Below are 13,889 nucleotides of genomic sequence, written 5' to 3'. Positions count from 1 at the left end.
GTCAATACAGGAACCAGTTGGTAGCATATATAACAAGAAGAACGAGAAGACACAAAAGGAATGGCAGAGTTAGCGTCTTCGCAAACTTTTTCATGAGACTTGGGTTATCAAACACCACACCTTCCGCTTCTCTTACCCTTCGCTCTTCGTCAAAATGCCATTTAATGGCTAAGTAGGCTCCTATCCCTAATACAATAAGCTTAAAAGCTCCAGCAAAGTAAGGAAAGAAATTAGCCCAACTGTCATTCATTATCCATCTCCATCAAATTCAATATCAGCTTTGCGGTGGCAGAATCCAAAATTCATGTAGAATGCCCCCCTCAAAGTCAGACTCTCTGGCTAGCGCCAGTCTACTGCTCGAGATAGCTGTCCACAACTCTCTTTACCATATCGGCATCTATTAATTATTTAATAAATAATAAGAAAGACACTAGCACACTTGCTGAAAAGTAAGTGTCAGTTTGGATTGAAACTCATCAGAAATCGAAAATGGTCCGCAGTCGACTTGTTGATCTAGTGAAAGCCGAATTACCTAGCGCCAAATCGTTCGCTAGTATAAAAATGTAGCCTATCGCACTTCTGGTCGAGTGCTAACGAACTTATGATGCATATGTCATTAGCAGTGCAATTTTAAGTTTATCAATTAGCTAAAGTTTCCCACCTTAACTGCCAGTAAGTTTGCTGTGTTTGAGATGATCTCGACATGACTAGTGTATAAATAGTATGGAGGTTCAAAGTGAAGGCAAGGCAATTTTCCTTACTAAAAATATTGTTTTTGTAATTTTATTTCAGGATTATCGAAACCATCATAAGGATAATTCGAACTAATCTTAATCCATGCTCCTTCAGTTACATTTGCTTTCTTTTACTCACTTCTCGCGACTATTAGTGGCATTTTGAGACAATTTCCTACACTCCTTTCTTTCCCTTAGTTGATATAAATCATGGTTAGAAGAAAACAGAATCACCTGTATTTCTCGATACATGAATCCAAACTGCCCGACTTTTCGTAACTAAATTACAGATAGACACGATTTTTAGTATGGCACGTTTTTGAGGAACCAAGATGTTAGATACCCTCATGCTGTCGCGGATCCAGTTCGCGGCCAATATCAGCTTTCACATTCTCTTCCCGACCATCACCATCGCGTTGGCATGGATGTTGGTGTTTTTCAAGTGGCGATATAACCGCACCCAAGCCCCCGTATGGCTCGATGTTTATTACTTCTGGGTCAAGATATTCGCTCTTACTTTCGCCTTAGGTGTAGTATCCGGCATTACGATGAGTTTCCAGTTTGGTACCAACTGGCCAGGCTTTATGGAACGAGTCGGTAACGTAGCAGGACCATTGCTCGGATACGAAGTGATGACCGCCTTCTTTATGGAAGCCACCTTCCTTGGCGTGATGCTTTTTGGACGAGGACGAGTGCCGGAATGGGTTCATACTCTCGCCACCGTTCTGGTTGCTGTTGGGACAAGTATGTCCGCGTTTTGGATTCTAGTGCTTAACAGCTGGATGCACACACCAAGTGGCTATGAAGTGATTGACGGAATTGTACATGTAACCAGTTGGAAGGAAGTTATTTTCAATCCTTCTTTACCTTACCGTCTTCTGCACACGCTATTAGCATCGGCGCTGACTGCCAGCTTCTTGATTGCGGGTATCTCAGCTTATCAAATAATGAAAAAGCCAGATCACCGCTCAGCCAAACTTGGCCTAAAAGTCGCGCTGTTCGCGGCGGCTGGATTCATCCCAATTCAAATCTTTGTCGGTGACCTTCACGGGTTAAACACGCTTGAACATCAACCTGCAAAAATCGCAGCGATGGAAGGCGTGTGGGAGACCGAGCAAGGCGCGCCTCTTCTTCTGTTTGCGATGCCAAATGAAGAAACTCGCAGCAATGATTTTGAAGTGGGCATCCCAAAGCTGGCGAGTTTGATTCTTACGCATGACTTAGATGGGGAAATCCAAGGACTTAACGAGTTTGCACCTGACCACCCGCCAGTGAAGCCCTTGTTCTTTGGTTTCCGCGTGATGGTTGGTGTTGGTGTCCTTATGTTGCTTGTTAGCTGGTATGGCGCGGTGAAGCTAGCACGTAAAAAAGCGCTACCTAAACCTTACCTGTACACGGCATTAGCCATGACGTTCTCTGGTTGGATAGCCACACTGGCGGGTTGGTATGTTACTGAGATTGGTCGACAACCTTGGTTGGTCAGCGGTGTATTGCGAACATCCGAAGCCGTCACCACGGTTGCGAGCAGTAGCGTGATGACTTCGCTCATTATGTACTTAGCCATTTATGCTGCATTGCTGGTTGCGTACATCCATACCCTATTCTATTTGGCGCGCAAAGACGTTGCAGCCCATGAAGTCCCACTGACACAACAAGAGGCCTAATCATGCTCGACTATCTACCAGAAATTTATCTTCTGCTGCTTGGCTTCTCGGTCTTTATGTATGCCGTGCTCGACGGCTACGATCTTGGCGTCGGTATCCTTTTACCGAGTGATAATGAAGCGCAACGTGACCGAATGATAGCGTCTATCGGCCCTTTCTGGGATGCGAATGAAACGTGGTTGGTGTTAGCCGTCGGTATTCTGCTGATTGCCTTTCCTACTGCTCATAGCTTGATTTTGACGGAACTTTATATGCCGACCGCGATTATGCTTATCGCACTGATCATGCGTGGCGTGGCGTTCGACTTCCGAGCCAAAGCGAACTCGGATCATAAACCTCACTGGGATTGGTGCTTCAGAATTGGCTCGTTAGTCACCGCGCTAACCCAAGGCTACATGGTGGGTCGTTACATCATGGGATTTGAACAATCAACCGAAGCATTTGGCTTTGCTTGGTTAAGCGCACTTTGTGTAGCGGCGGCGTACGTTTACATCGGTGGCGCATGGTTAGTACTAAAAACGGAAGGTGATTTGCAAATACGCTCGGCCCGTTGGTCTCGCCGTGCTGGTTGGTTAGCAGCCTTAGGAATCTTGGTGGTTAGCGTTGTAAACCCAATTGTAAATCAACAAGTTGCCTTGCGTTGGTTCAGCTTCCCAGAAATCTTGTTGCTTGCCCCAGTTCCGTTAATTGTATTGGCAACCATCTTCCTAGTTGATCGCTATTTGCGTCAGGTTCCAATGGTGAATGATCTGGGTGTGCGCTGGCCTTTCTTTGGTGTCACTGTCATTTTCGCGTTGAGCTTTCTCGGGCTTGCGTATAGCTTCTTCCCAGAAGTTGTGCCGGGATTAATGACCGCACAACAAGCTGCCTCCTCGCCTGCGACGTTAATAATCGTGGGCTACGGTGTGATGATTGTTATGCCGGTGATATTGCTTTACACCTTTGTGGTATACCGGATCTTCAAAGGCAAAGCGACAGAACTTAGCTACAAGTAGGAAAGGGAATTCCTCAACAAAGCGCCGCTGCTCATGCGGCGTTTTTTTGCAGTACTCAACGACTAAAGTATCTACCCAAGGCGACTGAGTGGGAACGCTGAGAGAATGTAGCGGCAGCCAGTAGTTTGTTCCTAACTAGAACGAGATAACCGTTTCTCAACTATAGCGATACAGGCACAAAAACAGAAAGAATATTTGATGTTACAAAAGGTAGACCGCCACTTTAAAACGCTTTGAGTATTTTTTGCGCTCAATGTGGTGCAAGTATACTTATGCTTTTTATGACTTGTGAACACTCAATTGCATGTTATGTTGCTGTTGAAATCGTACATGAAATAAGGACAAGAACATGAAGATAAGATGCAAAACGACGCAAAGCATTGAAAAATTTAACCCTGATGACCTCAATCTAAACACAGATCTCTTTGGTATGATTGCTGTTGTATTCGTGTTCATGGCTGTTTTGCTTAGCATCTAGTAGCACTACGTTCATTCTTGTGGCCGTATTCATACCTCATGTGATATGGGTGCTAAATTCTAGATTAAAGCGGATGTGCTAACCCGCACCAATCAGATTATGGCTGCCTCTGTATAGCATCTTCAATTTTGGCGTTGTATAGAGGTGAGATGTGAATAGTTGGCTTGTAGATAGAATGGCGCTTGCACCTTGAGCACTCTTGTGTACTTTCAATGACGCATTACTTTAGTGTAGATACGAAAAAAGGCCTGACAAATCAGACCTTTTAGAATGTGGCGGTGAGTGAGAGATTCGAACTCTCGATACGTTGCCGTATACACACTTTCCAGGCGTGCTCCTTCAGCCACTCGGACAACTCACCGAATCAAATTTTGGTTAGCATCATTGGCTAACGAGGCGCTAATTTAATGATTATGTGCCTGATGGTCAAGGCTAAACATAAAAAAAAGCGCCCTTTTCGAATCGATTGCTCACTAAGTAACTAAATTGAGCAAAACTGGGGCATTTAGATGCTTTGAGAATAACCGGGAACACGGAACCAACGGCGGCACATGTCCAAGAAGTACCCATACAACACACCCATGCCACAAGAAATAACAGCGTTACTTGCCACTGCGGTCACAATTTGATCTGTAGACGCGCCAACTGCGAATAAGATACCCGCATAAACTGGAGATTGAAATAGTACATAAGCGACCAGATCAGAGATGTTTTTCATAAAGGAAGACGGTGACACCTTACTACCTTGATGCAGCACCCAATCACGAAAAACCCCATACGGCCAAGCAATGGCGATATTCACTGGAATCGATAGCGTACGCGATGCTAGAGATTGCTCAAATGTCATCCCTGAAATCAAAATCTCGACAATCATCCCTGTGATAAAGCAAAAAACAACCATAGCAAAGGTATCCGCTGCGGCGTGACGAATACAAAATGGTCCACGAGACTTCATTTACAAAACCCTTAAAATCAAACACTGCAATTAATAAAAATAATAAAACTATTAACCACTAAAAAGACACCAAGCCAGTTAATGACGCAATTAGAACACACAAAAACTAGCTTATGGCTCTGTATTTAAAATTAAGTTGTAAATTTATAACCAACTTTTAAAGTAAAAGTAGTTTTTTTCACCAATGACGAGTAAAAACGCCTAAAATTACGTAAAAATGGTACAAAAACACGGATTTCACTTACATAAAAAGGGGTTACGATAATTATTTTGACGTAAAGTTAGAACAAAACTCGGACTGTAAACAGTCACTCCTATAGCTTATGCTACCAAGCTGCGAAAATTCAGAGTATTACCGATATAATCACAGTAGAAGGTCTTGCTGCTTTACTCGTAAAAGTAAAACTGCAAGCCTGTTCATTGCAGGTTAGAAGAGTTTGTCACGAAGCTGGATGACGTATGAATAGTAAGAACAATTCACAGTTGCGCCATATTGATTCAGTTATGGTGAGGCCAGCAAAATCGTTAATGTATCGATATCATCTTGGTCTGGGGATTGCTGACGCTTTAAGTTACTTCTTATCCGTTCAGCGACTGAAGAAACGTCGTCACTGAGTTCAAGGGGAGCCTCCGCAATGATCGCTGAAATAGCCTCAAGTGCTTCATTAAGATGTCCATTATCTAGAGCGACATAGAAGTTGAGTAACCACTTTTCAGCATTAAAGCTATCTGCTGCATTTCCATCAAAGTCCGATTGGTACTGATATAACTGTGTCGCATGAAGATACAGTGCATCATTTAATTCAGACTCCACTATTGGTTTCGCTATTATGTGGTCTGCTCCTACATTAATCATACGTTCTTGTGTTTCTTTGAACACATCCGCTGTACAGCCAAAAATCAGTACCGACTTAGCAGGTGAACTCATTGCTCGAATGGCTGATATGGCCCCAACGCCATCTAGAACAGGCATATGATTATCCATCAGTATCAAATCAAATGGTTTGCTCGCAACCTCATCGACTGCAAGCTGACCATTTTCGACACTTGTGCACTCAAAGCCCTTGGCTCGGAGGAAAGTTTCCATAATGATCGCATTTGTTCGGTTGTCTTCAACAATGAGTGCTTTCAACCCTTTACAGTTCAATTTATGTGTATTGATTGACTCTACTTTACCCGGCTTGCAAGGTGTAAGGGCAATTTCGACAGTAAAAGTCGTTCCAGCGTCCTCCTGACTCTCTACAACCACTTGCCCACCCATATGTTCCGCGATTTCTTTGACTATTGCTAAACCAAGCCCTGTACCACCAAACCGTCTAGTCGTTGATGACTCTGCTTGCTCAAAAGGACGAAAAATGCGTTTTTGTGCCTCTTTTGAAATACCAATCCCTGTATCTTTTACCTTTAGTATCAGCTTGGTGCCAGCCTTACTCGATTTCTCGGCTAGCTCTACCTCTACGATGCCACGATCGGTGAACTTAACAGCGTTATTGAGTAGATTGAACAGTACTTGACGCAAACGGGCTTTGTCATTGTTGTACCAACGACCCGTTGGTAAATGCGAGACTACTCTAAAGCGAAGACCTTTTTCTGCACATAGCGTTTGATAAACACTCTTGATACTGCCGATAATCGACTCAATTGGGAAAGGCTTATTTTCAAACTCAACATGCCCTTGTTCAATTTTTGAGTAATCTAAAATCTCATTGAGTAATGTCATCATGTGATCACCTGAATCATAAAGTGTTCTCAGGTGCTTACGCTGCTCATCGGTAAGTGGTGTTTTTAACAGTATCTGGGCAGTTCCTAGTACACCGTTCATTGGTGTGCGAATCTCGTGGGACAATGTGGCTAAGAATGCCGTTTTAGCGTTTGTCGAAGCCTGAGCTTTTATTCTCTCCTGCTCTAAATAGATCGTCTTTTCATTGAACTTCTCGATAAGCTGTCCGATTTCGTCATCGCTATCGTAGTCAATATCTATGATCCCACCAGTTTTCGAGTCATCAATCTTAGCGGCAATGCGAACAATTGGTTCAACAATATAGCGATTCAGTAAGTAGTAACCGACCAAGACACACAAGAGCAAAAATGGAATGATCCTCCCCTCAACGCTCATCACTTGTTCAAACACTTGATCGGCGACTTTAGCTTTTGCGTTGACAACTTCCATGCGCCAATCGAACTCTCCGAAATCAAGCTCGCTGACATAAATTTCGTCCGTCAGTTGAAAGTTGTGTTCAATAATCACGTTTGAGTCAGCATCGCGAACCACTACCCCCAAAGAATGCTGGTTCGTGTGCTCTCGAATAAACTGAAAAAGTGCATCAAGTGATAGGTCTACCGTTACAACTCCAGCGAATCGACCGTTTTGGTAGTACGGAGAAGACGCGGTAATCATCTGGACCTGAGTAAAGGTATCGATGTAAACCGTAGACCAACTAACAGAACCTACCGGAGCATCGGCGGCAGCGACATACCAGGCTTCATTATCATAACCGCCAGATTCGGGGTTATTGTAGGAGTGAATTTGGTCAATACCACTATCACTGTTTTTATTGAAGAATAGACTTTTATATCTCCATTGTTCTGCTTTTAGTTCGGGTTTAGGCCATACGCCACCACTAACAAGCATCTTGTCACTCAATTGAAGTATATGTGGAATTATTGTGTTGAGAGATTGAATATTTTCAGTCCCTTGGGCTAGCCCTACTAAGCTGCTCAATACACCTGTAGAACTGAGGAGGGGCTCTTTTATCTCAAGAGCCAGGAGTTGGGTACGTAACTCTAGGTTTTGCTCTAGCTTTTGTCTAACCGGTGGCTCAACAACCAAATAGGCGACAGAACCGATAGTGGCGATAAAGAAGCACAGGTAAAGTGTTAGGGCGAGAATGCTTTTTTTTCTAAGTGATGAGCGAATTTCCATAGATGTGTGAATCATTCCCTAATATCGATTTATCACTAATTGATTGGTAAGATGAGCGCAATCAACCAGCCCATTAACAAATGGTATTCTATTTTGAAACTACAAGACATCCTTTCTCTCCCAGAACTTGACGGTAAACTACTAAACCTAGCAAAAACTCAAGGCTTTGTAACAGCGATGGCTGCAGCGCCAAACGTATTAATGCCTCAAGAGTGGTTGCCATTCTTATGGGGTGGAGAAGAAACAGCGCCATTTACTGACGGTGAACAACTAGAGCAGTACATTGACGAGATTGTACAAATGTGGAACCAAACTCGTCCCGCTCTCCTAGAAGGCACTTGGCAGTGGCCTGCAGGGTGCGCGCTAGATGAGCAAGACATTGTAACAAGTCAGGCTCGCGATTTCTGTGAAGGTGTATTACAAGGCTGGCAACTTGCGCGTGATGACTGGGAAACGTTGATGCCTGAGGATAGCGAAGATAATGCCCTACTCGGTGGTGTTTTACTTTCTCTTACTATGCTTTACGACCCAGAAACAACCATTGAAACATTGGCCGAACAAGGTATGGAAGGCTTAGAGCAGTTTGAAGAGATCTTCAATGCAATGCCAGTGATGTTATGTGGTCTTACCCAGCGCGGTGTTGCATTAGCTGAAGAACAATAGACGCAACGCTGTCGACCATCAAGATTGAACGGCTGAATAGACAAAAAGCTCTCCAAATGGAGAGCTTTTTTGATCATGTTAAAATTACATGTGGAATATACCGCGCCATATCTTGAGTCACTAAGCTACTGTCTTCCCTAATCGAAATACCGGCAGCTCTATCATTGACCAACCAACTGCCAATTAACGTATGGTTGTGCCCAAACTTAGGTAGTGGATGGTATTGCTGGACGATATTGAATTTAGATTCATAAGGCCCTGACGTTTTAACAAAACGTTTTCCATCGATGACGATCTCGATGTTCGCGCCCTCTCGAGAAAATAGTGGCTTGATGACATAATCTCTCATAGTGTTCGCTTTTGAATCGTTAGCAAAATAAGCGGGCAAAAGGTTCGGGTGATTAGGAAAGCGCTCCCACAATAACGGTAAAAGTGCTTTATTGGATAGAATCGACTTCCACATCGGTTCTAACCAGTTTACGTTCGCAGTCGCTAAGTACTTCGCATATTCCTCTTCAAACATAAACTCCCAAGGGTAAAGCTTAAACATCCAACGAATCGCTCTGTCGTCAGCATCCACAAACAGACCATCTTCCGTAACTCCAATATCTTCGACATGCACGAATGCCGTTGCTAACCCTGCCTCTCGCGCGCAATCCTCTAAATACTGGACAGTCCCTTTATCTTCTTCAGTGTACTTGCAGCAGCTAAAGTGAAGTGTTTGTCCTGGTTGGTATTTTGCTATTTCGGCAAAGCGCTCGATCAAAAAGTCTTGAAGAATATTGAATTGATCCGCGCTCTGGTGAACTCGACCTTTATTTACAACATCTTCTAGCCACACCCACTGCCAAAAGCCAGTTTCAAACAAGCTGGTTGGCGTATCCGCATTGTTTTCCAGTAATTTTGCTGGCGAGGTCCCGTTGTACGCGAAATCCAGCCGCGAATAAAGCGAAGGTTCGCTTCGTCTCCATGAAGAAGCGACCTGCTCCCACATAGATTCAGGGATCGCACATTGCGTCAGCAACCGCTCACTCCGAACGACTTCATCCACAATAGCCAGGCACATCTGATGCAGCTCTTCAGTGGGCGCTTCTATATCGCGCTCAATTTGCTCCAGCGTGAATTGATAGTAAGCACTCTCATCCCAATACGGTTGGTCATACATGGTATGGAAACCAAAACCAAACTGGCGTGCTAATTCACGCCAGTTTTCGCGCTCTTGTATTTCTCGTCGAAACATAGTGCTTTTTAACCGCCTCGACTGACCGACACCGCTTTACCAAACCCGCCTCGAGACATCACCCTGCCAATGGTGCGGCCACCACGTTTATTAAGGCTATTCGTCGCAACTTTGGTCGGCTGATTTCGGTAGGAGCCAAAGAATTGTCCTGATCCATTATAGAATTTGGATTTATAACGGTACATCGGCTCTGAGTAATAGCTCTTGTTATAACCTTTCAACCCGCTTAATGAGCGACTGTAAAAAAAACCGCCAAAGTTAGGTACATAAGCTCGGGAACTGGAACTGTAGTAACAATCATCCTCGTAGAAATCATTCTCGCATTCGAACTCGCTGCGGTAGCGAGGGGCATTTTGTTCGGCACGAGCTAAAGCTTCTTGGTATGCAATGTCACACTGTTCACTAAACTCAGGCGAGTTAGATTTACACTCATCAGCATCAGAAAAAATGTACCCTTCTGTTTTTGACTCGTACGTAGCAAAGAAGAAAATACCACCAAAGGCAGCAAAGGGAAGGATTTTCCCAAGCTTTAAGCTTTTGTCCATGGAAGAACGTTTAACGTTAGAACTCCGCTTCATCGTTCCTCCTAGTAAGTCATGCAAGCGGCATTCAATACGCCGACCGAAACAGAAACTGCGGCTAATACAATACCGGCTGGCAGTTCATCTTTTTCGATACGCTCTGCCACTTTCGGAAGTAAAATAAAGCGTACAATTGCAAATGCGATAATTTGAGCAAGCATTGCAACAACGCCCCACACCATAAAATCGACGATATTGACCGAGTTTTTTGCCGCCCCCGAAATCGCGAGACAATAACCAAGGAAGGCCCCACTTAGCGCAATCGCTGCTGCTGTATTTTGTTTTTCTTTAATCAGATGCCACTCATCGTATGGCGTCAACTTGACGTAGATGAACTTAAACGCCAATACAAAAATAATAGAAACAGAGAAATAGAGTAAAAAGTTTGGGAAGCCTGCTAACAGGCCAGCAATCATGTGCATTATTGTTCCTTGTTCATTTCTTTCCAGGCAAAATCTTCAATACGTTCATCTGCAATGTAAAACAGCTTGGTACTCGCGGGTACTTCAGCATCTAAATCTGGGTTGAGTTGAATACCATCGCCAATATCAAAAGCAATCAGCGTGGCATGATGGCGTCTTTTGAGAAAAACGAAGAGATTCTCAATAGTGGTGGCAGACTGCCCCTCAGGATAAATAACTGAGTATTGCGTCATACCTCGTGTTGAAGCCAAAAGCTCCTGATGAAGCGCACTTGAGCCCGGGTCAACCGCCGCTTTTGCCAACATTTCTGCGCCAACAGCAGGTATGCATTCCGCTTTCGGGCAATGCTGACTTAGAAGTCGGCCTAGCGCTTCATCTTTAAAGTAAGCGACCAAATGAGCGGAAGGGTTTACAGATGCGCAGTATAGAGCGGCTGACAAGGTAATGTCGTCCGAGAGATTATCCACAATAATGCAAGCGGCTTCGGCAATATTGGCGTTTTTCATTTCTTGCGAATCGGTATAACTGGTCACTTTGATAAAACTGATTTCGCCAGGTAACGGGTTCTCTATTTCTGAACGGCTGCATAAAACAATCGGACGCTTTCCCTCTTCTTCATGTTGTAACATGCGAATAAGGTGCATCGTTCTCGATCCATTCCAGCCCAACAATACAATATGGTTCTCCACTCTTACTCTCCGTTTTCCTAAAATACCCGCTCGCCAATAGTCCATCGCTGCTCCAGCGACACGCCCCAATAATGCGGCGAATAAGCTCAAACCGCCGGGGATTACAAATAGTACGACAACCCATTTACCCAAATCTGTTACTGGAGAATGGTCGCCATAACCCACCGTACTCGCCGTAACCATGAGGTAATAGATAAAGTTAGCGAAACTGTCTGTTAATGCTGTTTCACCAGCGAGAACCAGCAGCCACCATGAAAGGCTCACATATAAGCCACTAAAGATGAGAAGGCTTCGGTTGCTCAATTTAAAAAGGTGGGAACTAAGCCACTTTTTAACTACTAACCACACCGCCATAAATTTATGATCTCGATATTCATTGATTGCATCAATAGTAACTCATTGATAGTAAGACACAAAAAAACCAGCCATATTCGGCTGGTTTTTGAGATTTACTTTCAGTAACGCCTACTTTTTAAGCATTACCTTTCACTTGCATATTTAGCTGCTCAGCAAAATCTAGCATGCGGTTAAGTGGTATAAGGGATTTAACACGCAGTTCTTCGTCAACAAAAATCTCGTGCTCTTCACCACCTTCACTAAGCGCTTTCTCAATTGCTTTCAAACCGTTCATTGCCATCCAAGGACAGTGTGCACAGCTGCGACATGTTGCGCCTGCACCTGCGGTTGGTGCTTCGATAAGTTCTTTTTCTGGCACAAGTTGCTGCATTTTAAAGAAAATACCTTTGTCTGTCGCAACGATCATTTGTTTGTGAGGAAGCTCTTTCGCTGCTTTGATCAGCTGACTCGTTGATCCAACGGCATCGGCAAGTTCTACGACGCTTGCTGGTGACTCAGGGTGAACCAAAATAGCCGCATCTGGATACACGCTCTTCATTTTTCGTAGCGCATCAGCAGAGAACTCATCATGAACCACACACTCACCCTGCCAAAGCAGCATATCTGCGCCAGTTTTGTTAGCGATGTACGATCCTAGGTGACGGTCTGGTCCCCAAATAATTGGCTTATCTTCAGCGTCTAAGTGTTCCACGATTTCAAGCGCAATGCTCGATGTAACGACCCAGTCGGCACGGGCTTTAACCGCTGCTGAAGTATTTGCGTAAACTACAACCGTATGATCAGGGTGAGCATCACAAAACTCGCTGAACTTATCCGCAGGACAGCCAAGGTCAAGCGAACATTCCGCTTCCAACGTTGGCATTAGAATGCGCTTTTCTGGTGTCAGAATTTTGGCCGACTCGCCCATAAAGCGAACACCACCAATAATCAATGTACTTGCAGGGTGACGATTACCAAACTTCGCCATTTCCAACGAGTCACCAACAAACCCGCCAGTGTCTTCAGCTAGGGCTTGAATCTCAGGGTCGGTATAGTAGTGCGCGATAAGTACCGCATCTTTTTCTTTGAGTAACTTTTTAATACGCTCAATGTAAGATGCTTTTTCTTCTTCGCTTAATGGAACTGGTTTCGGTGGGAATGGGTAAACAGTGTCGATTTTATCTAATATATGGCTCATTGCTCTTGCTCTACGCAACTTCCTTTAATCCGAGTATTGTAACCTCGTTAATTTTCAAAAACCAACTTGTCGCGGGGATTTCTAGCGGTCTAGCCGTATATCTTTGTTACAGGTAGCATTTCCGAGTAGCGAAATTCGGTGCAACATAAGGTCAGAGGCTCTGCATCATTGCTATCGACTTAGCCGTTCTGCACCAACAGAAAATGGAAAAGAAAAAGGAAGCCGAAGCTTCCTTTTCAAAACATAACGTCTTACAGCTTAGAGCTGGCAAGTTTTGCAGATGCACTACCTGGGTATTCATCAACCACTTGTTGGTAGTACTTTTTCGCTTGAGCTGCATTGTTATTACGCTCAGCGATTTCGCCTAACTTAAGCAACGCATCGGCTCGCTTATTGGAGTCTTTATAAGACACAACAGCGGCAAAACTTTTCACTGCATCCTCATCCTGCTTTTTAGCGAAGTACAACTGACCTAGCCAATAGTGAGAATTCGCTGAATATGTAGAATCAGGATAATCTTTCTGGAACTGCTGGAACGCTGCAATTGCGCCAGTGTAGTCACGTTTCTTGAGGATGAGGTCGACTGCATTTTGGTATGCCGTTTGCTCATCAACATTTGGTGTGTACTGACCACCTGTTTTAGCCGGTTTCGCTTCTTGCGCAGGCGCGGATTTTATCTCTCCACGAACACGATCCAGCTCGACAAACAACTCTCGTTGACGTTGCAACATTTGTTTCATTTCGTAGCTATTTCGCTCTAATTGACCACGCAATTCACTGATCTCTTGTGACATTTGGTCAATTTGCTGTTGCATTTGGAGCTGAACGCGATTGCGATTTTGTAGCAAACGTTCTAGACGCTCTACTTCCGTTTCAGATGAACGGCTCTTAGAGACGGATGATGTGCTGTTGAGATCGGATACTGGAGCTGGTGCAGCGAACGCAAAGTTCGCTGCACTTGCCAGTAACGTAAGCGCAACAGCGCGCTTAGTGTTACTGAACATGAGGATT

Annotated in this window: 13 protein-coding genes and 1 tRNA gene; 4 read left to right on the top strand and 10 right to left on the bottom strand. The window is 44.2% G+C overall.

What is annotated here, in order from left to right:
- Position 1: 1 nt before the first annotated feature.
- On the bottom strand, positions 2–250 hold the full coding sequence (locus R7F67_RS09840; RefSeq protein ID WP_005378271.1) for a hypothetical protein: 249 nt from the start codon (positions 248–250) through the stop codon (positions 2–4).
- 816 nt (positions 251–1,066) lie between these two features.
- Between R7F67_RS09840 and R7F67_RS09835 the strand changes: the two genes are divergently transcribed.
- The 3 genes from R7F67_RS09835 (at position 1,067) to R7F67_RS09825 (ending at position 3,871) form a co-directional block, all read left to right on the top strand.
- The gene (locus tag R7F67_RS09835) at positions 1,067–2,398 is read left to right on the top strand and encodes a cytochrome ubiquinol oxidase subunit I (RefSeq protein ID WP_318057163.1); all 1,332 of its coding nucleotides are present in this window, start codon (positions 1,067–1,069) and stop codon (positions 2,396–2,398) included.
- Between the two features lie 2 nt (positions 2,399–2,400).
- Positions 2,401–3,393 carry a cytochrome d ubiquinol oxidase subunit II gene (locus R7F67_RS09830; RefSeq protein ID WP_017820054.1) on the top strand — a complete coding sequence of 331 codons (993 nt, stop codon included), beginning with the start codon at positions 2,401–2,403 and terminating at the stop codon, positions 3,391–3,393.
- A 349-nt stretch (positions 3,394–3,742) separates the two neighbouring features.
- The gene (locus tag R7F67_RS09825; RefSeq protein WP_005378275.1) at positions 3,743–3,871 is read left to right on the top strand and encodes a hypothetical protein; all 129 of its coding nucleotides are present in this window, start codon (positions 3,743–3,745) and stop codon (positions 3,869–3,871) included.
- A gap of 273 nt (positions 3,872–4,144) precedes the next feature.
- Here the strand turns inward: R7F67_RS09825 and R7F67_RS09820 are convergent.
- The 3 genes from R7F67_RS09820 to R7F67_RS09810 all read right to left on the bottom strand — a co-directional run bounded on the left by R7F67_RS09820 (position 4,145) and on the right by R7F67_RS09810 (position 7,749).
- Positions 4,145–4,232, bottom strand: a tRNA-Ser gene (locus R7F67_RS09820).
- Positions 4,233–4,376: 144 nt separating this feature from the next.
- The gene (locus R7F67_RS09815; protein WP_054575116.1) at positions 4,377–4,826 is read right to left on the bottom strand and encodes an L-alanine exporter AlaE; all 450 of its coding nucleotides are present in this window, start codon (positions 4,824–4,826) and stop codon (positions 4,377–4,379) included.
- A gap of 502 nt (positions 4,827–5,328) precedes the next feature.
- On the bottom strand, positions 5,329–7,749 hold the full coding sequence (locus R7F67_RS09810) for a hybrid sensor histidine kinase/response regulator (RefSeq protein WP_054576387.1): 2,421 nt from the start codon (positions 7,747–7,749) through the stop codon (positions 5,329–5,331).
- Between the two features lie 51 nt (positions 7,750–7,800).
- Between R7F67_RS09810 and R7F67_RS09805 the strand changes: the two genes are divergently transcribed.
- Positions 7,801–8,412 carry a YecA family protein gene (locus tag R7F67_RS09805; protein WP_005378278.1) on the top strand — a complete coding sequence of 204 codons (612 nt, stop codon included), beginning with the start codon at positions 7,801–7,803 and terminating at the stop codon, positions 8,410–8,412.
- A gap of 73 nt (positions 8,413–8,485) precedes the next feature.
- On the opposite strand, the gene R7F67_RS09800 is transcribed toward R7F67_RS09805, so the two are convergent.
- The 6 genes from R7F67_RS09800 to ybgF all read right to left on the bottom strand — a co-directional run bounded on the left by R7F67_RS09800 (position 8,486) and on the right by ybgF (position 13,882).
- On the bottom strand, positions 8,486–9,652 hold the full coding sequence (locus R7F67_RS09800) for a glutathionylspermidine synthase family protein (RefSeq protein WP_042522104.1): 1,167 nt from the start codon (positions 9,650–9,652) through the stop codon (positions 8,486–8,488).
- An 8-nt stretch (positions 9,653–9,660) separates the two neighbouring features.
- Positions 9,661–10,230 (bottom strand): DUF1190 domain-containing protein, encoded by a 570-nt coding sequence (locus tag R7F67_RS09795; RefSeq protein ID WP_054700790.1) that lies wholly within the window; start codon positions 10,228–10,230, stop codon positions 9,661–9,663.
- Between the two features lie 8 nt (positions 10,231–10,238).
- Positions 10,239–10,655, bottom strand: a complete 417-nt coding sequence (locus tag R7F67_RS09790) for a DUF350 domain-containing protein (protein ID WP_005378281.1) — start codon at positions 10,653–10,655, stop codon at positions 10,239–10,241.
- A complete protein-coding gene (locus R7F67_RS09785) occupies positions 10,655–11,698 on the bottom strand; it encodes a potassium channel protein (protein WP_017635053.1) in 1,044 nt (347 codons plus the stop codon). Before R7F67_RS09785 ends, R7F67_RS09790 begins: the two co-directional genes overlap by 1 nt.
- 118 nt (positions 11,699–11,816) lie before the next feature.
- Complete coding sequence (gene nadA, locus R7F67_RS09780; protein ID WP_064367997.1) at positions 11,817–12,878, bottom strand: quinolinate synthase NadA; 1,062 nt, start codon at positions 12,876–12,878, stop codon at positions 11,817–11,819.
- 251 nt (positions 12,879–13,129) lie between these two features.
- Positions 13,130–13,882, bottom strand: a complete 753-nt coding sequence (gene ybgF, locus R7F67_RS09775; RefSeq protein WP_005387926.1) for a tol-pal system protein YbgF — start codon at positions 13,880–13,882, stop codon at positions 13,130–13,132.
- Between the last annotated feature and the right edge of the window lie 7 nt (positions 13,883–13,889).

The organism is Vibrio sp. YT-17, from assembly GCF_033337375.1.
GTDB classification, from domain to species: domain Bacteria; phylum Pseudomonadota; class Gammaproteobacteria; order Enterobacterales; family Vibrionaceae; genus Vibrio; species Vibrio alginolyticus.
Note: the sequence above shows the minus strand (reverse complement) of the source record. Positions and strands in the feature narration are given on the sequence as shown.

Excerpts from the sequence above, each read along its gene's own strand:
- R7F67_RS09840 (WP_005378271.1), bottom strand. The coding sequence starts at position 250 with ATGAATGACAGTTGGGCTAATTTCTTTCCTTACTTTGCTGGAGCTTTT.
- R7F67_RS09835 (WP_318057163.1), top strand. The coding sequence starts at position 1,067 with ATGTTAGATACCCTCATGCTGTCGCGGATCCAGTTCGCGGCCAATATC.
- R7F67_RS09830 (WP_017820054.1), top strand. The coding sequence starts at position 2,401 with ATGCTCGACTATCTACCAGAAATTTATCTTCTGCTGCTTGGCTTCTCG.
- R7F67_RS09825 (WP_005378275.1), top strand. The coding sequence starts at position 3,743 with ATGAAGATAAGATGCAAAACGACGCAAAGCATTGAAAAATTTAACCCT.
- R7F67_RS09815 (WP_054575116.1), bottom strand. The coding sequence starts at position 4,826 with ATGAAGTCTCGTGGACCATTTTGTATTCGTCACGCCGCAGCGGATACC.
- R7F67_RS09810 (WP_054576387.1), bottom strand. The coding sequence starts at position 7,749 with ATGGAAATTCGCTCATCACTTAGAAAAAAAAGCATTCTCGCCCTAACA.
- R7F67_RS09805 (WP_005378278.1), top strand. The coding sequence starts at position 7,801 with ATGAGCGCAATCAACCAGCCCATTAACAAATGGTATTCTATTTTGAAA.
- R7F67_RS09800 (WP_042522104.1), bottom strand. The coding sequence starts at position 9,652 with ATGTTTCGACGAGAAATACAAGAGCGCGAAAACTGGCGTGAATTAGCA.
- R7F67_RS09795 (WP_054700790.1), bottom strand. The coding sequence starts at position 10,230 with ATGAAGCGGAGTTCTAACGTTAAACGTTCTTCCATGGACAAAAGCTTA.
- R7F67_RS09790 (WP_005378281.1), bottom strand. The coding sequence starts at position 10,655 with ATGCACATGATTGCTGGCCTGTTAGCAGGCTTCCCAAACTTTTTACTC.
- R7F67_RS09785 (WP_017635053.1), bottom strand. The coding sequence starts at position 11,698 with ATGGCGGTGTGGTTAGTAGTTAAAAAGTGGCTTAGTTCCCACCTTTTT.
- nadA (WP_064367997.1), bottom strand. The coding sequence starts at position 12,878 with ATGAGCCATATATTAGATAAAATCGACACTGTTTACCCATTCCCACCG.
- ybgF (WP_005387926.1), bottom strand. The coding sequence starts at position 13,882 with ATGTTCAGTAACACTAAGCGCGCTGTTGCGCTTACGTTACTGGCAAGT.